The sequence below is a fragment of the Dietzia sp. ANT_WB102 genome (genome assembly GCF_008369165.1).
Taxonomy (GTDB): Bacteria; Actinomycetota; Actinomycetes; order Mycobacteriales; family Mycobacteriaceae; genus Dietzia.
On sequence record NZ_VOBA01000001.1, the window covers coordinates 159,530 to 176,198 of the forward strand.

Sequence of the window (16,669 nt, forward strand, 5' to 3'; positions counted from 1 at the left end):
CACGGTCAGTATTACCCATCTGCGTGGACATCACAAGATCCGTATCGTTGAGGTGTGTCCGCCACACGCCCCACGCGTTCCAGGATGTCGCATCGCCCTCGCCGGGTCGCCGCGTTCTTCGATCTCGACAAGACGATCATCGCGACCTCATCGGTCTTCGCGTTCAACAAATCCTTCCTCGGCGAGGGTCTACTGTCGCGGAGGTCGGTGATCGACCTGGCCTACACGCAGCTCGCCTTCAGCCTGTCGGACGCCGATGACGAACAAATGCAGAAGGTCCGCCAGGCCATGGCGACCGCCACCAAGGGGTGGGCGCCCGAGCAGGTAGAGCGGATCGTGACCGAGGCCCTTACCGAGACCGTCTCCCCTACCGTGTACTCCGAGGCCCAGGACCTGCTCGCCGAGCACCGCGCGCTGGGCCACGACCTGGTCATCGTGTCCGCCTCGGGCGAAGAACTGGTGGCGCCCATCGCCCGGATGCTCGGCGTGGACCATTACGCCGGCACCCGCATGAACCGGGACGCCGACGGGCGCTACGGCGGGGAGATCGAGTTCTACTGTCAGGGGCCCGGGAAAGCCGAGGCGATCCAGGGGTTCGCCGAGCGCTACGGCTACGACCTCGATGCGAGTTACGCCTATTCCGACTCCTCGACCGACCTGCCCATGCTCGAGACGGTGGGTCACCCCACGGTGATCAACCCCGACCGTGCGCTGCGGCGCGAGGCTCTCCAACGCGGGTGGCCGATCCTCACGTTCGAGAATCCCACACCTCTGCTGCCCACCTTAGAACGCGCGACGGGACCGATCGTCGGGGTCACCGCCATCGCCGTGGCGGTGGGCGCCGCCGCCGTATCGTTCGCCCGCGCCGCCCGGCACGCGACACGGTAGGGCTGGGGCGTCAGACGGAGGCGGTGACACGAGCCGCCAACACTTCATCATGGGCTCGGCTGATGGCATCGGGCGATAGCCGGACCACCCCACGACTCACCGCGTTCCTTGTGGGGTTCCACCATCGCCCCGCGGCGGTCTCAGGCGGCATGCTCAGGGCACGGTGTTGACGACGCTAGGACCGCGACGGAAGAGAAGTCTCGGCCCCCCGCCAGATTCACCGTCATCGACATTCGGAAACCCACGCGACGGATGACGCCCGAGAGGCAACACCAGCCGTGGGTCCGCGCCAGCCGTCACCGACGGTTGTCCCGGGCCGGCGACACGGCGGACCACAGGACGCTTGGTACCCGGATCTCTCGATGGACCGCAGTGAGTTGGCGGGTCGGCTTCGGCCGGCCCGCCGTTCGCTCGTCAGGGCGCCACCCCGGTTGCCCGGGCCGCATTGCGGTCGACCAGGCCCCGGCCGCGGCGGCACTCTGTCAGGCCCCGGCAGCGTCGGCGATCGAGACCGCCTCCCGCGCCCCCGCCTCCAACGCTCCACAACAGTGGAGAAGCCAGGCGGCCACGCCCTCCTCGGTTCCGGACATGTAACCCGCGACAGCGGCGCGGTGGCCCTCGGGGTCGCGGTAAAAGGTCACCTCGGGCACGCCCAGGCAGTGCGGATCGAGCCCGGTGGACACCGCGACCAGCCGGAATGCCGCACGGGCGACGATCCCGTCCGCGGACCCGAACGGGCGGAGCCCCGAGAGTTCACCGAGGACGACCGCGGCCAGCACGGGCGCAGGTGCGCGAGTGCCACCGGTGACGAGTTCGGCTAGGCCCTGGAGACGCTCGGCGACGCCCTGCTCGGAGCGTGGTCGGCCAAGGCCCTGCGGGTCCACCCCCGCCCCGGAGGCGGCGAGGAGATGAAGATGAGCGAGTTCTTGCAGGGGCGAGCGGGTCCACACCGCGACGGCGCGGTCGAGGGACTCACCTGTCAGTTCGCCGGCGACCCGCAGCGCGGCAGAGAGCACCTCATCCGGCTCGGTGTCGGTGTCCAAGCGCACGGAGGCGCCCTCAACCCCAGCGGACGCGCGCGCGCCGCGCAACACCGATTCGGCGGCGGTGGTGGGCCAACCTCGTCGGTTCGCGGGGTGCCGGTGAATCGAGGCCAGGGCGGCCCGGGCTGCGTCCGCAGCCTCGGCCACGCCGGGCAGAGTCAGAAGCGGGGCGAGCGGGTCGGGGGTCGCGGAGGTCACGGGTCGAGGTTACCCACCCGACCCGAATCGGCCGACACAGGTGATTTTCAGCTGACTCAACCGTTGTCGAGCTGGTGTAATCAGCTCAAGTCGTCGGGGCCCGCGCCCGGCTCAGTCCCTTCCCCTCGACCCCGGAGGACCCTGTGAACCTCAAGGAACAGCTCGACGCGTTGCTCGACTCGACCGCCTTCGACTCGACGGGGGCCAAAGTCGGCGCCGTTCGCCAGATCTATGTGGACGATGCGAGCGGCAAGGCCACATTCGCGACTGTCGCCACCGGGATCTTCTCCGCCGACGCGATCGTCCCGCTCCACGGCGCCCGGCTCCTCGACAACGAGCTCCACGTCGACCACACCCGCGCCGTCATCCGCGATTCCCCCCGCCCTGAGAACACTGACGACGCGCTCACTCCCGAGCAGGAAGTGAAGCTGCAGGAGTACTACGGGATCGAGACCCCGACGCGGCTCCGTGGGGCGGCCTCACGCGAGTCCGCGACGGAGGCGGGTAAGGCGGCGGCGAGCGACGGCAAGGCGAAGATGGGCAAGGCGATGGAGGGCAAGCCCGGCACCACTGACAAGCCCAAGGGCGCTGAAATGCCCGGCACGCCCGACAAGGCTCCATCGAGCGGTGGAAAGACGCAGACCGCACGCGAGACGACGAGCGACGCCGCGCAGAGCGATGCCAAGACACCAAGCGGGGCCAATACATCGAGCGGGGCCACAACCCCGAGCGGAGCTGAAACTGCCTCCACAGGCGCTGAGCAGAGCGGGTCCAAGACGTCGAGCGGCAGCACCAAGCCCCGGCCGAAGACCCCTCCGACCACGGCGGGGGCCCCGGCAAAGGGCGCGGCGCCACAGCGCGGCCACGAGTCGACGACGACGAACTCCACAAACTCTCCTTCGCCCGCCGACGTCCCGGCCCCCGCGAAGGCCGCCAGCCCCGACCCCGCCACGCCGGACCGTAAGCCGTCCGGGGACACAGCGGGGAAAAGCACGGGCCTCGGTCGCGGCTGATCGGGGGCGGGCGGGACCACCCTCGACACCCCCCCGACGGGTGAGTTGCCCAACACGGCACATCCCATGTGACTACGCTCACACGCACTGGTCCGGTCGCGTCTGCCGTGACGATTCCGGCCGTCCGTGCAACCTGATTCCGAGAGAGAGCCGTCGATGTCCGCTCCCGAAAACGTCCCGTCCTTTGCTCCTGATCCCGAGTTCGCGGCCCAGGCGAACGCGCACGCCGACCTCTACGACATCGCAGCGGACGATCGTCTCGCCTTCTGGGATGAGCAGGCCCGTCGACTGGACTGGGACACCGAGTGGTCTGAGGTCCTCGACTGGTCCGACGCCCCGGTCGCCAAGTGGTTCGTCGGCGGAAAACTCAACGTGGCCCACAACTGCGTCGACCGACACGTCGAGGCCGGCAACGGCGACCGGGTGGCCATCCACTGGATCGGTGAGCCCGAGGGCGACTCCCGCGACATCACCTACGCCGAACTCAAGGACGAGGTCAGTCGCACCGCCAACTACCTCACCTCCCTCGGGCTGGTCGCGGGCGACCGGGTGGCGATCTACATGCCGCTGCTGCCCGAGGTCTACATCGCGATGCTCGCCTGCGCCCGCCTCGGCTTGACCCACTCCGTCGTGTTCGCGGGCTTCTCCCCCGCCGCCCTGCGCTCACGCATCGACGATGCCGAAGCCAAGGTGGTCATCACCGCCGACGGACAGTTCCGCCGCGGCAAGCCCGCACCCCTCAAGGCCGGGGTCGACGATGCACTCGCCGGCAATCTCGACGGAGTCGACGGTCCGGCCGATTCCGTCCAGAACGTGCTGGTGGTCCGCCGCACCGGCCTCGACGTGGAGTGGACGGACGGGCGCGACGTCTGGTGGGACGAGGTCATCCCCTCCCAGTCCACCGACCACACTCCGGAGGCCTTCGACTCGGAGCACCCGCTGTTCCTGCTATACACCTCGGGCACCACGGGCAAGCCCAAGGGCATCGTCCACACCACCGGCGGCTACCTCACTCAGGCGTCCTACACCCACCACGTCGTGTTCGACCACAAGCCCGGCGAGGACATCTACTGGTGCACTGCGGACGTAGGCTGGGTCACCGGCCACACGTACGGGGTGTACGCCCCGCTGTCCAACGGCGCCGAGTGCATCGTCTACGAGGGCACCCCCAACTCCCCGGACGAGCACCGCCACTTCCAGATCATCGAGAAGTACGGCGTCACGATCTACTACGCCGCCCCCACTCTGATCCGCACATTCATGAAGTGGGGCAGAAACATCCCCGCCCAACACGACCTGTCCTCGATCCGCCTGCTCGGCTCGGTCGGCGAACCGATCAACCCGGAAGCGTGGCGTTGGTACCGCGACCACATCGGCGGCGGCAGGGTCCCCATCGTCGACACCTGGTGGCAGACCGAGACCGGAGCGATCATGATTTCGCCCCTGCCGGGCGTCACGGAGACCAAGCCGGGTTCGGCCATGCGAGCGCTTCCCGGCATCGAAGCCTCCGTCGTGGACGGGGACGCCAAGAAGGTCGCGGCCGAGGAGCAGGGCTTCCTCGTGATCACCGAACCGTGGCCCGCCATGCTCCGCGGAATCTGGGGCGATATGGATCGGTACCGCGACACCTACTGGTCCCGGTTCGCCGAAGAGGGTTACTACTTCGCCGGTGACGGCGCCAAGTGGGACGCCGACGGTGCACTGTGGGTGCTGGGGCGTGTCGACGACGTCATGAACATCTCCGGACACCGGATCTCCACCTCGGAGGTCGAGTCCGCCCTCGTCGGCCACGACTCCGTAGCGGAGGCGGCCGTGGTCGGCGCGGACGACGACACCACCGGCCAGGCGATCGTGGCGTACGTGATCCTGCGGACCAGTGCCGGCGAGGAGGTCGACCACCAGAAGCTCATCGCCGAGTTGCGCGCCGAGGTGTCGCGGGAGATCTCGCCGATCGCCAAGCCGCGCGACATCACGATCGTGCCCGAGCTGCCGAAGACCCGTTCAGGCAAGATCATGCGCCGTCTGCTGAAGAACCTGGCCGAAGGAAAGGAAGGCGGCGACACCTCGACCCTGTCGGATCCGACCATCATGGACCAGATCCGCGAGAAGGGCACGCGCGGTTGACCGGGTAGCGGGTGAACGCAGCCACGCGTCGTGGCACGATGGACGACGGTGCATCCGTCGCCGGACAATGGAGGAACAACCGTGAGCCACGCCCAGGGAACGCACAAGCCGACTGAGGCCTCGATCCCCCTGCATGACGCCGACTCGATCGGTCGTGGCGACGCCAGTATCGGGACGCTGGTCAAGAACGCCACGACGCAGGTCTCGACGCTCGTCCGTGCCGAGATCGAACTGGCGAAGACCGAGATCACCGAACAGGTGAAGAAGGCTGCGACCGGGTCCGGGTTCTTCGTGGCCGCGCTGATCTTCCTCATGATGTCGTTCTTTCCGTTCGTGTTCATGTGGGCCAAGCTCATCTCGATGTGGTTCGGTACCAAGACCTGGGACTGGATGGGCTTCCTCATCGTGTTCGTGGTCCTGGTCCTGCTGGCCGTAGTTTTCGGACTGCTCGGTTACCGCAAGGTCAAGAAGATCCGTAAGCCGCAGCGCACCATCGACTCGGTGTCGGATCTGAAATTGGCCATGCCCAAGGGCACCGAGCCCCGCCCCGGCACGGTGCGTGTCACCGAGACGCCCTTGCCCGCCGCGCGACCCTGAGAACTTTCGCCCACAGGCCGCCCGACCCGTCGATCGTCAGGATCGACGGGTCGTGGCGGCATCGTGACGTTTCGGCCAACGGCATCCGCCTGCACGTAGCCGAGGCGTTGCCGGTCGATACCCCGCCGGGCCGACTTCCGCCGCTGGTCCTGCTCATCCACGGGCTCAGCGGCATCTGGTGGACGATGCGGGCACCCATGCTCGCGCTGGCAGAAGCCGGATTCCACGCCGTGGCCGTCGACCTCCGGGGACACGGTGACTCGGACAAGCCTCCTCGTGGGTACGACGCGTGGACGTTAGCCTCGGACATCACCAATCTCGTGCGGGCGCTTGGTCACTCCACTGCTGTGATCGTCGGCCAGGGCGAAGGCGGATTCATAGCGTGGACCGCCGCCTACCGCCGGCCCCGCGCGGTGCGGGGCCTCGTCGTCGTCGGATCCCCCCACCCGCTCGCCACCCGCCGCGCTGCGCTGCTGGACCGCTCCCAACGCCGCGCGCTCGTCCCGCGCCTGCTCGCCGATCAGGCGCCGCGATTGCCCGAACGGCGTCTCACCCGTGACGGCGCCGCGGCGGTGGAGGCGATGCTCCGCAGTCGATCAGGCGCCGCGTGGCCCGACACCGAGGATTTCCGCGACTCCGCGGACCTCCTCAGGCAGGCCATGCTCATCCCGAAGGTCGCCCACTTGACTCTGGAGAGCCGCCGCTGGATAGTGCGGAGCCAATTCCGCCCCGACGGCCGCGATTTCCGCCGCGCGGTCTCGGGCAAGCTATCCCAGCCTGTGCTCGGCATCAGTGGAGCCGAGGACACGTTTATCCTGCCGGCGACCGTCGGCGCGTCCTCCGCCTGGGCACGCGACTTCACCACCGAACTGGTCGCGGGGGCCGGGCACTATCCCGCGATGGAGGCCCCAGAGGCCACCTCCCGGCTGATCGTGGACTTCGCGAGACGCACCACCCGGCTTTGAGCCGTCTTCCCGCCGCTCGACCGCCGCGCGACCGGCACACCGCCTGGCGCGGCCCGCTGGGATTCGCCTCTGGACCGCACCCGGCCCGACTGGTGGTCCCTGCAGCACGCAGATGCGGGCAGAATCGCCGCGCATCCGCCTCGGCTTACGCTGCCCCTTCGGCTTACGCGTCCTCCGTGCACGCATTCTTCGACATGCGCGCCCGGAATGGACCATTCACGCAGCGCAAGTTGGCGGGGACTCGTCGGCCGAAGGGGTGAGTAGGCGGGGACTCGTCGGCCGAAGGGGTGAGTAGGCGGGGACTCGTCGGCCGAGGGTAAGTCGGCGGGGCACGTCTGCAAGCAGGGCACGCCGGCCAGCGGGCAGGGCAAGCCGAACGCGCTGGGCCGCCGGCGTCAGTGAACTGCCAGTGCGCACACCGCAGTTCGACCGGACCGCCGAGCCACGGTCGCTCCCCGGGAGGGCCGGTCAGCGAACGCCCACGCACCGGCCCGTCGATACCGACTCCCGCGCATCGACCGCGAGCTGGAGCTGCGGCAGCACCTGCTCCACCGTCAGCGCGTACCCGGTGTCGGCGGCATCCATCGCGGCGCCGAACACGACGCCGGCGACCTGCCCCTGCGGCGTCAACAGCGGCCCACCGGAATTGCCCTCACGGACGGAGCCCCGGAGGATGTACACCTCGCGCTCGACAGTCTGCTCGCGGTAGATGTCCGGACCGCGCAGGGTGACGCGCTCGCGGATCCGCGCAGCGTCCGGCCGGTAGGGTCCGTTGCCCGGGTAGCCCACGACGATCGCATCATCGCCGCTGCGGGCGCGGTCATCGGCGAACGGCAGGGCCTGCGCGTCCAGACCGTTCACGCGCAATACCGCGATGTCCACACTGGAGTCATAGACCACGACCTCGGCCTCCAACTCCTCGCCGCCGGCCTCCACGGTCACCGACCCGGTGCCCGCCACCACGTGGGCATTGGTCATCACCAGTCCCGGGGCGGCCACGAAGCCGGATCCCTCCAGTGCGCGCCTGCAGGACTCGGCCCGCCCCCTGATCTTCACCACGGACGGTTGCACCCTGGCCACCACCTCGGAACCGGCCAGCAACGGATCAGGCGGCGGCACCTCCTGCATCGGGGTGGTGCCGAACGGGCCGAGGATGTCCGGGAACCCGGTGGTGCCGAGCACCGAGGTGAACGTCGCGGGGATCCGTTGCAGCTGCTCGGGGGCGACGTCGTCGATCTTGGCCAGCACGGACGATCCCCGCACCGCCTTACCGAGTCCGGGCCCCTCCTGCGCGGCGATCGGCACGGCGACCAGCCAAGCCACCAGCAGCATGGCGGCGGCCTGCAGAATGGCGCCCACCGTGCTGTCGAGGAGTCTGGCTCCGGATCCGGAGATGAAACGCCGGGCAGCGCGGCCGATAGTCACGCCAGCGATCTGTCCAATGATCACCATCACTGCGATGATCGCTAGGCCCGCCGTCAACCTGCCCAGCGGTGAGTCGATCTCCCGCACCAGGTGCGGCGCGACCAGCAGCCCCGAGGTCGCGCCGATGCCCACGCCGAGCAACGCGAAGGCCGACGACGCGGCTCCGTTGATCCAGCCGGAGATCGCCGCGGCCGCGGCGAGCGCGAAAAGTGCCAGGTCGAGCCACTGTGAGCCCGTCACCGGTACCCCCTGCGGGGATTGTCAGCGGGCAGGTCGAGCGGCTCCTCGCGGCCGTCTCCCAGCCCCTCGGCGCGATCGCGTTCGGCAGTCTGCCCGGCGTCGCGGGCCACGTCGGCGGTGTCGGCGACGCCGGCGGCTGAGCCCGCGCGCACCCCGGGCACCCCGGCGACCGTGCGATCGGCCAGTGGATCCGCTGATTCCCGCCGGGCTTCCTCGGCCGACATGCGGTGCTGTTCACCGTTCGCAGACGCGGCCAAGGTCCTCTCGAGGTCCCGGATGTCGGTGGTGTCCCAGTCCAGATCCCATCCGGCGGAGTGGAACATCGCAGCGAGGATGCCCGCCGTGAAACCCCACACCACGAGGTCGTCGTGCTGGAACGCTGGCCCGGTCCACCCTGTGGTGTGCCGGAGCAGGAAACGGTTCGCCGGGTCGAGCATTTCGCTGACCGGCACGGTCATCACGCGCGCGGTCTCACCCGGGTCGACGACGCCGACCTCCATCGGATCCCGCCAGTACCCGAGCACCGGGGCGACGGAGTAGTTCGAGACCGGGATGTACAGCTCGGGCAGCACCGCGAGTACGTCTACTCCGTCCGGGTCGAGGCCGGTCTCCTCCCACGCCTCGCGCAACGCGGCCTCCACCGGGCCGCTATCGGTGGCGTCGACGCCGCCACCCGGGAACGAGATCTGCCCAGAGTGGTTGCGCAGGGTGGGAGCGCGATGGGTGAGCAGGACTCGGGCATCGGCGGGCGGCTGCGGGCCCGGTGCGTGCTCCGAGCCGGAGAACAGCACCAGCACGGCGGCGTCGCGGTGCGGGCGGCCGACCTCGTTGGGGCCGCGGTCCTCGGGCGGGCGCCGTCTCGGCAGTAGCCCGTCGAAACGCCCGTCGGTGCACGCCGCCATGAGCGGATCCATCCAACCGGGGTGTGGGACGCCTGTGACGTCGCCGGGCCGGGGCACAAAAGTCCTCGCGGACTCGCCTGCAGGAGAACCTGTGCGGCCGACCGCGTCGCCATGCGTGCGGCCGTTCACGTCGTCTCTCACGCGGTCACCCCTAGGTACTCGGCTACGGCGTCCAGCACGTCCTGTTCGCTGTACATGGGCTGGACCAGCACGTGCGCGACCGTCCCGTCAGCGCGGACGAACAGCGTCAGCGGCAGGACGGGGGGCGCTCCGAGGATGGTGGGCAACTCCTCTTCCTGGTCGGATACCGATATCAGCTCGTCGACGCCCAGGGCCCCCAGCGTGTCGAAGCCCTTGGTCTCGGACGGGTCGGTGTGGGAGACCACCACGCGCACCTCGTCGCCCAGGGTGGCGGCGGCGTCCTGGATGGCGGGCAGTTCCCGGCGGCACGGTTCGCACCAGTACGCCCACATGTTGACCACCATCGGCTTGCCGGCCTGGATCTTGCCGAGCGTGGTGGTGGATCCGTCGTCCATGCAGCGCACCATGAGCCCGGCGACCGGACCGTCGGTGGTGGCGGCGACGGCACTGTCGCGACACTCGGGCAGGTCGACGGTCGCGCGAGTGTCCGGGTCGACCACCGTGATCGGCTCGTCGGCCGGAGGACCCCCGGGAGGAGGGGCGGCCTGCGATGACAGTGTCGTGCCCCCGGTGTCACCGGATCGGGCGGCGCTGCTGTCGCCGTCGGAGCCGCCGAGGGTGGAGACGAGCGCGACGACGACGCCGACCAGCGCCACGAGAGCGACCAAAGACCAGCGAGTGGAGGAGCTCACGCGAGATCCCCCAGTCCGACCAGTTCCAGAAGGTGGTCACGCTCGGGTCCCGCCACGAGGCGAGCGGCGGCGACCGGGTCGAGCGGGCCAGCCTCGCCCGCCGACGGGCAGTCGTCGGCCAGCACGCAGGCACCGCAGGCCGCGGTCCGTGCGTGGCACACCCGGCGGCCGTGGAAGATGATCCGGTGGCTGGCGTCGGTCCAGGTGGGCTGGGGTAGCAGGCGGGCCACTTCCCTTTCGATGCGGACCGGGTCGGGGGCGTCCGTCCACTTCCACCGGGCCACCAGCCGCATGAAGTGGGTGTCGACGGTCAGACCCGGCACCCCGAAGGCGTTCCCCAGCACCACATTGGCCGTCTTCCGTCCGAATCCCGGGAGGGTGACCAGGTCCTCAAGCCGCTGCGGCACCTCGCCGTCGTACTTTTCCACGAGCGCCGCGCCCAGTCCCTGGATGCTCCGCGCCTTGTTGCGGTAGAAACCGGTCGGCCGGATCAGCTCCTCCAGCTCCTCGCGGTCCGCGCCGGCGTAGTCGGCGGCCGTCCGATAGCGCGCGAACAGCGCCGGAGTGACCTCGTTTACCCGCTTGTCGGTGCACTGCGCGGACAGGATCGTGGCGACACTCAACTCGAGTGGGTCGGTGAAGTCGAGCTCGCAGTACACGTGTGGGAAGGCCTCCTCGAGAGTGCGGAGCATGCGTCTCGCGCGGCGGGTGCGCCCGAGGTCGGTCTCCACCCCCCTCGCGGCCACCCCTGGTCTGCGGCGCGTCACGGCTGGAGCGGGGTCGGGCATGAGTCCACATTACGGCCCGGAACGCGCTCGCTGCGGACCCGCTCCGGCCGGGCGCGTGTGCATCGCCGCGTCCGGGGGTGGATAATCGACGGCATGCAGGGAATCCTCGTCGTCCTGGTGCCGGTTCTCCTCGCCGGGTTCGCGCTTCTCATGGACCGGTTCGAGAACGCGATACTCGACCAACCGGAACAGATCGACTCCTGAACTGTCGCGCTGATCGCGGGTCGGCACCATCTATGACGCGCGAACGACTACAGTGGTTTTCGCCACACGCACGCCATGGCGCGGACGAGCCTGTCCGCGCCCCCGAACGGAGGGTCACAGACTGTGACGATTGATCGCCGCACGGACCAGTCTGCTGACGACGTCCTCACCAGAGCCGGAATTTTCCAGGGCGTGGAGCCGGCAGCCGTCTCCGCCCTGCGAGCCGACCTGACCCGCGAGGAGTACTCGAAGGGTGACGTGATCATCCGCGAGGGCGAGCAAGGCGACAGCCTCTACATCGTCACCTCGGGCAAGGTGAAGCTCTCCCGCAAGGCACCCGACGGTCGCGAGAACCTGCTCTCGATCCTCGGGCCGTCCGATATGTTCGGCGAGCTGTCCATCTTCGACCCGGGCCCGCGTACCTCCTCGGCGGTGTGCGTCACCGATGTGACCGTCCAGGCCATGGACCGCTCCGCCCTGAAGCGCTGGATCGCCGAGCGCCCCGAGATCTCCGATCAGTTGCTGCGCGTCCTGGCCCGCCGCCTGCGCCGCACGAACAACAACCTCGCCGACCTCATCTTCACCGACGTCCCCGGCCGTGTCGCCAAGGCCCTGCTGCAGTTGGCCCAGCGTTTCGGAACGCAGGAGGGCGGCAACATCCGTGTGACGCACGACCTCACGCAGGAGGAGATCGCCCAGCTCGTCGGCGCGTCCCGCGAGACCGTGAACAAGGCCTTGGCCGAGTTCGCGCACCGCGGTTGGCTGCGACTCGAGGGCAAGAGCGTCATCATCTCCGACACCGAGCGCCTGGCCCGCCGCGCCCGCTGACTCCAGCTAGCCCCTGTGAGGAGCGGGGACGGCTCGCCTGATCCACGCCGGTCCATCTCCCTTGCGTGGAGTCGCTGCGTGCAGTGATTTCCCAGGAGGTGTGCGCCCCGGCGCTGACGGAGTGACTCCACGCGATCGCGGGCGCCGTCGGGTCGCGGGCGGCGGGCGAATGCAGTCGGGTCGCCAGCGCCGTCGGGTCGCGGGCGGGCGGCGGGACGAGGCTGCTGGCGTTACCGCCCGGCCCCGCCAACCTCACCATCTGCCTCGGCGGCGTCGAGTCGGTCGAGGTAGCGCAGCGCGACCTTGGTCGACTGCTCGGCCACCTTGAGCAGGAACGGCGTCACGTCCCGGTAGATGTGCTGCGTGATCGCCTCGGCCGAGGCGTCGCGGCCGAGTTCGGCGCGGGCCGCCACGATCTGCTCGAGCCGGTCGCGCCGGTGCCGTCCGAGGACCTGGGCGGCGCGGCCGGTGTTCTCGACGTCGGGCCCGTGCCCGGGGATGCCGGTGACGCCGTCGGCACGCGACGCGAGCAGATCCATGCTGCCCAGGTAGTCACCAAGATCGCCATCGGTCGAGTCCAGCACGGTCGAATCCCGGCCGAGGATGGTGTCCCCGAGGACCACGCAGTCCGGCGGAGCCGTGAACCCGGTACCCGCGGCCCGAACCTCGAGACAGATCGAGTCGGCCGTGTGCCCCGGGGTGGAAAGAACGATGATGTCCAGGCCGGCGGCGTGGATCTCCTCGCCGTCGTGAAGCGGTGCGCCATCGCGGCAGAAGCGCTCTTGGATGGCCCGGACGGGGGCGGGGGTGTGCGCGCGCAGATGGTCGATGCCATCGGTGTGGTCGCCGTGGCGATGGGTGACGACGACGAGCTCGATCTCCCCCACGATGGCCGCGATCCGCTCGGCGTGCGCGCGGTCGTCGGGCCCGGGGTCCACCACCACGCAGGTGGGCGACCCCGGGGCCCGCAGGATGACCGTGTTGGTCCCCTCGAAGGTCATCTCGGAGGGGTTGTCGCAGAGGATGACCCCGGACAGCTCTGTGACAGGCCGGAGAGTCTCATATGCCGGGAAGCTGATCGGGGCCAGGCCTGCGGACATCGCTGCTACCCCTCGACCTCGACCACGAGCTCGACCTCGACGGGCGCATCGAGCGGCAACTCTGAGACTCCGACCGCCGACCGGGCGTGGACGCCGGCGTCGCCGAAGATCTCGCCGAACAGGTCGGACGCGCCGTTGAGGACCCCGGGCTGCCCGCTGAATCCGGGAGCCGAGGCGACGAACCCGACGACCTTGACGATCTTCACCACCGAGTCGATACCGACGAGACCGTCGACGGCAGCCAGGGCGTTGAGGGCGCAGGTGCGGGCTAGGTCGGCGGCCTGGTCAGCAGTGACCTCGGACCCCACCTTTCCGGTCGCGACCAGGGATCCGTCGACTATAGGAAGCTGCCCGGAGGTGTAGACGAATGCGCCGGTGCGCACGGCCGGGACGTAGCTGGCGAGGGGCGGGACGACCGTCGGCAACTCGAGGCCGAGCTGCTCGAGCTTGCGGCTCCAATAACCGACGGGTTCGCTCTCGGGCATCACAACTGGCGCTTCATGTAGGCGACGTGCTGCTCACCTGTGGGACCGGGCAGCACGGAGACCAGCTCCCAGCCGTCGCTCCCCCACTGGTCGAGGATCTGCTTGGTGGCGTGCGTCAGCAGCGGGACCGTCACGTACTCGAACCGGGCTGCTCCAGTGGATTCACTCATGTGCCCCACTCTAGGTAAGTCACGAGCAGACCGCGCGCAGTGGTGTGAGCGCATAATGTGTAGCGCATGCCGTCCACAGAGAGACCAGGTACGCAGTCGACGCGGTCGACCATCGCCGACGAACTGTCCACCGGATGGTCCGATAGCTCCGAACGGGCCGAATTGCACTACGTCTCCGGGAAGGGCGGGACGGGAAAGACGACCGTCGCCACATCCCTCGCACTGGCGTTGGCGTCGACCGGCAAGCGGGTGCTGTTGGTGGAGGTGGAGGAGCGTCAGGGCATCGCGCGGATCTTCGACCGAGCCCCCCTGCCCTACCGCGAGGAGCTCGTGGCCAGGGTCGACGGTGGCGGCAAGGTGTTCGCTCTCGCGATAGATACCGAGGCCGCAATGCTCGACTACCTCGACACCTTCTACCACCTGGGGGTCGTCGGCAAGGTGATGAAGTCGGTCGGGGCGATCGAATTCGCCACCACCATCGCGCCCGGGCTCAAAGACGTTCTGCTCACCGGCAAAATCTACGAGGTCGTGGCGCGCGAGCACGCCAAACGCGAGGTCGTCTACGACGCCGTCGTGGTCGACGCCCCGCCCACGGGCCGGATCGGCAAGTTCCTCGACGTCACCACCGCGATGGCCGATCTCGCCGGCGGGGGCGGCCCCATCCGCCGCCAGGCCGAGGCCGTGTCCGAGCTGGTCCACTCCAGCCGGACGGTCGTGCACCTGGTGACGTTGCTGGAGTCACTACCGGTGCAGGAGACCATCGAGGCGATCGCCGAACTGAAGAGTCACGGTCTGCGGGTCGGCCAGGTGATCATCAACCGAGCCGAGACCCGACACCTCGACGACGAGGCACTCCAACGGATCGCCGAGGAGGACATCGACGCCGAGGCGGTGGCGGACGGCCTCGACAAGGCCGGCGTGGAGGTCGACGACGAGGGCTTGCAGGGCCTCCTGGTGCAGGCCATCGAGCACGCACGCGTGGCGCGGGGCCAACTCCGGGCCGGCGAGACCCTCACGTCCGCCGGATGCCCCACTCTCGTCCTGCCGGCACTGCCCCACGGCGTGGAGGTCTCGGACCTGTACGACCTCGCCTCCGCCCTCGTCGACCAGGGAGTCCACTGACATGACACGTCGCCTCGACATCACAGCCATGCTCACCGACCCCGCCACCCGAGTCGTGGTGTGCACGGGGGCCGGCGGCGTGGGTAAGACGACCACCGCCGCGGCGGTCGCCCTGCGGGCCGCCGAGCTCGGCCGCGACACGGTCGTGTTGACCATCGACCCGGCCCGTCGCCTCGCGCAGGCCCTCGGCATCGACGACCTGTCCAACGAACCCTCCCCCGTCGACCTCGGGGACGGGGCGGCCTCGAGTGGCGGCTCGCTGCACGCGATGATGCTGGACATGCGTCGCACCTTCGACGAACTCGTGGTGGCGAACACCTCGGAAAAGAAGGCGCAGGCGATCCTGGACAACCGCTTTTACAACACCATGGTCACCTCCTTCGCCGGGACGCAGGAGTACATGGCCATGGAGAAGTTGGGGCAGTTGCTCGACAATTCGGCGTGGGATCTCGTCGTCGTCGACACCCCGCCGTCGCGCAACGCTCTGGACTTCCTCGACGCTCCTCGTCGCCTCGGCGCGTTCCTCGACAGCCGTCTCATGCGGCTGCTGTCGACGCCCGGCCGCGGAGTGGGGCGACTGGTGAGCGGCGCGATGAGCACCGCGATGCGCGGGGTTTCCGCGGTGGTGGGGTCGTCGATGCTCCGGGACGCCTCAGAGGTGGTGGTGGCGCTGGACTCCACGTTCGGCGGCTTCACCACGCGCGCGGCGCGGACGCAGGCCATCCTGCGCCGCAAGGGCACCGAATTCCTGGTCGTTTCCTCCGCAGAGCGCCCGGCGCTGCGCGAGGCAGCGTTCTTCGCGGAGCGGCTTGCCGAGGAGAAGATGCCGCTGGCGGGGGTCGTGGTCAACCGCACGCACCCGCGACTGACGGACCTCAGCGCCGAGCAGGCCTGCGCGGCCGCCGATCGACTGGCCGGCGACAACCCGGAAGCGGAAGCGGTGCTCCGAATCCACGCCGACCGAGCGGGCACCGCCAAGCAGGAGGTCCGCCTGCTCGAGTCGTTCACCGACACCCACCCGGACGTGCGGATCGTCGGCGTTCCCTCGCTGCCGTTCGAGATCTCTAACCTGGAGGCGCTGCGTTCAGTGGGTGACCAACTCTGCGGCTGACCGGGACGTAGGCGGCCCGCGGCGTTTGCCGCGGGCCGCGGGCGCGAGGTCTGGCCCGGAGTAGTGCCGGGTCGTCGGGCGGTGACTCAGTAGGCGGTGGAGTGTCGCTCGAGCTGCTGGGCGAAGAAGTCGGCCCAGGAACGGACCTCGGGATGCTGCTTGAGCAGGGCGCGGCGCTGGCGCTCGGTCATGCCACCCCAGACTCCGAACTCGACGCGGTTGTCCAAGGCATCGGCCCGGCACTGCAGCAGGACCGGGCAATGGCGACAAATCGAGGCGGCCTTACGCTGGGCCGCCCCGCGGACGAACAACTCGTCCGGGTCGATGTCCCTGCACCGGGCCTGGGCAACCCATTCCTGTCGCCCCTCCCCGATGATGGTCTCCTCGGATCCGAGGGGGTTGCTTGCACCTGGGCGGACCCCGTTGCCGAAGGAGCGGGTGGTCCCGGGGAGAGTGGCCGTCATCGAAATACCCCTAGTCTGTGTGGAGGCGTGAACGGGTTCACCGCGCACGCCTCCGGCCTTCTGAGCCCGCCTGGCGCGGCGGGCTCCCTGTAGCGCGGGCGCCCGGTCCCTGGAATCCACGTACTGCGATCCCATTCCGGTCCGATCCGTCCCGCGTTCCCCCATATTG

General features: G+C 69.4%; 16 protein-coding genes and 1 pseudogene. 8 read left to right on the forward strand and 9 right to left on the reverse strand.

The annotated features are described in order from the left end of the window. Positions 1-84: 84 nt before the first annotated feature. Positions 85-888, forward strand: coding sequence for an HAD family phosphatase (locus FQ137_RS00745; RefSeq protein WP_149292547.1), 804 nt, complete (start codon positions 85-87; stop codon positions 886-888). A gap of 482 nt (positions 889-1,370) precedes the next feature. Here the strand turns inward: FQ137_RS00745 and FQ137_RS00750 are convergent, their stop codons facing one another. Next, positions 1,371-2,129, reverse strand: coding sequence for an oxidoreductase (locus FQ137_RS00750; protein WP_149290698.1), 759 nt, complete (start codon positions 2,127-2,129; stop codon positions 1,371-1,373). Between the two features lie 143 nt (positions 2,130-2,272). On the opposite strand from FQ137_RS00750, the gene FQ137_RS00755 reads away from it, so the two are divergent. The 4 genes from FQ137_RS00755 (at position 2,273) to FQ137_RS00770 (ending at position 6,828) form a co-directional block, all read left to right on the forward strand. Then, the gene (locus FQ137_RS00755; RefSeq protein WP_149290699.1) at positions 2,273-3,142 is read left to right on the forward strand and encodes a PRC-barrel domain-containing protein; all 870 of its coding nucleotides are present in this window, start codon (positions 2,273-2,275) and stop codon (positions 3,140-3,142) included. Positions 3,143-3,298: 156 nt separating this feature from the next. Continuing rightward, positions 3,299-5,266, forward strand: a complete 1,968-nt coding sequence (gene acs / locus FQ137_RS00760; RefSeq protein WP_149290700.1) for an acetate--CoA ligase — start codon at positions 3,299-3,301, stop codon at positions 5,264-5,266. An 81-nt stretch (positions 5,267-5,347) separates the two neighbouring features. Beyond that, on the forward strand, positions 5,348-5,863 hold the full coding sequence (locus FQ137_RS00765) for a phage holin family protein (protein WP_149290701.1): 516 nt from the start codon (positions 5,348-5,350) through the stop codon (positions 5,861-5,863). A gap of 107 nt (positions 5,864-5,970) precedes the next feature. Next, positions 5,971-6,828, forward strand: a complete 858-nt coding sequence (locus FQ137_RS00770; protein ID WP_255583288.1) for an alpha/beta fold hydrolase — start codon at positions 5,971-5,973, stop codon at positions 6,826-6,828. A gap of 468 nt (positions 6,829-7,296) precedes the next feature. Here FQ137_RS00770 and FQ137_RS00775 read toward each other — a convergent pair whose 3' ends face one another. The 4 genes and pseudogenes from FQ137_RS00775 to nth form a co-directional block, all read right to left on the reverse strand. Then, the gene (locus tag FQ137_RS00775; protein ID WP_149290703.1) at positions 7,297-8,493 is read right to left on the reverse strand and encodes a MarP family serine protease; all 1,197 of its coding nucleotides are present in this window, start codon (positions 8,491-8,493) and stop codon (positions 7,297-7,299) included. 236 nt (positions 8,494-8,729) lie between these two features. Then, positions 8,730-9,407 (reverse strand): annotated as a pseudogene (locus FQ137_RS15465) (CoA pyrophosphatase); the annotation flags it as partial. A 125-nt stretch (positions 9,408-9,532) separates the two neighbouring features. Further along, the gene (locus FQ137_RS00785) at positions 9,533-10,228 is read right to left on the reverse strand and encodes a TlpA disulfide reductase family protein (RefSeq protein ID WP_149290704.1); all 696 of its coding nucleotides are present in this window, start codon (positions 10,226-10,228) and stop codon (positions 9,533-9,535) included. Further along, positions 10,225-11,016, reverse strand: a complete 792-nt coding sequence (gene nth / locus FQ137_RS00790) for an endonuclease III (protein ID WP_255583289.1) — start codon at positions 11,014-11,016, stop codon at positions 10,225-10,227. Before nth ends, FQ137_RS00785 begins: the two co-directional genes overlap by 4 nt. Before the next feature lie 327 nt (positions 11,017-11,343). Between nth and FQ137_RS00795 the strand changes: the two genes are divergently transcribed. Continuing rightward, a complete protein-coding gene (locus FQ137_RS00795) occupies positions 11,344-12,048 on the forward strand; it encodes a Crp/Fnr family transcriptional regulator (protein WP_063972214.1) in 705 nt (234 codons plus the stop codon). 230 nt (positions 12,049-12,278) lie between these two features. Here FQ137_RS00795 and FQ137_RS00800 read toward each other — a convergent pair whose 3' ends face one another. Genes FQ137_RS00800 through FQ137_RS00810 form a run of 3 tightly spaced genes read right to left on the reverse strand, consistent with a single transcriptional unit; the run spans position 12,279 to position 13,803 of the window. Further along, positions 12,279-13,148, reverse strand: a complete 870-nt coding sequence (locus tag FQ137_RS00800; protein WP_149290705.1) for an MBL fold metallo-hydrolase — start codon at positions 13,146-13,148, stop codon at positions 12,279-12,281. Positions 13,149-13,153: 5 nt separating this feature from the next. Further along, positions 13,154-13,633 carry a RidA family protein gene (locus tag FQ137_RS00805; protein WP_149290706.1) on the reverse strand — a complete coding sequence of 160 codons (480 nt, stop codon included), beginning with the start codon at positions 13,631-13,633 and terminating at the stop codon, positions 13,154-13,156. Continuing rightward, positions 13,633-13,803, reverse strand: a complete 171-nt coding sequence (locus FQ137_RS00810) for a DUF4177 domain-containing protein (RefSeq protein WP_149290707.1) — start codon at positions 13,801-13,803, stop codon at positions 13,633-13,635. The genes FQ137_RS00805 and FQ137_RS00810 overlap by 1 nt, the downstream gene beginning before the upstream one ends. A gap of 66 nt (positions 13,804-13,869) precedes the next feature. Between FQ137_RS00810 and FQ137_RS00815 the strand changes: the two genes are divergently transcribed. Together FQ137_RS00815 and FQ137_RS00820 are read left to right on the forward strand one after the other, a co-directional pair. Continuing rightward, positions 13,870-14,925, forward strand: coding sequence for an ArsA-related P-loop ATPase (locus FQ137_RS00815; RefSeq protein WP_149290708.1), 1,056 nt, complete (start codon positions 13,870-13,872; stop codon positions 14,923-14,925). Position 14,926: 1 nt separating this feature from the next. Then, positions 14,927-16,036 (forward strand): ArsA-related P-loop ATPase, encoded by a 1,110-nt coding sequence (locus tag FQ137_RS00820; RefSeq protein ID WP_149290709.1) that lies wholly within the window; start codon positions 14,927-14,929, stop codon positions 16,034-16,036. Positions 16,037-16,122: 86 nt separating this feature from the next. On the opposite strand, the gene FQ137_RS00825 is transcribed toward FQ137_RS00820, so the two are convergent. Continuing rightward, positions 16,123-16,500, reverse strand: coding sequence for a WhiB family transcriptional regulator (locus FQ137_RS00825; RefSeq protein ID WP_149290710.1), 378 nt, complete (start codon positions 16,498-16,500; stop codon positions 16,123-16,125). Positions 16,501-16,669 lie beyond the last annotated feature (169 nt).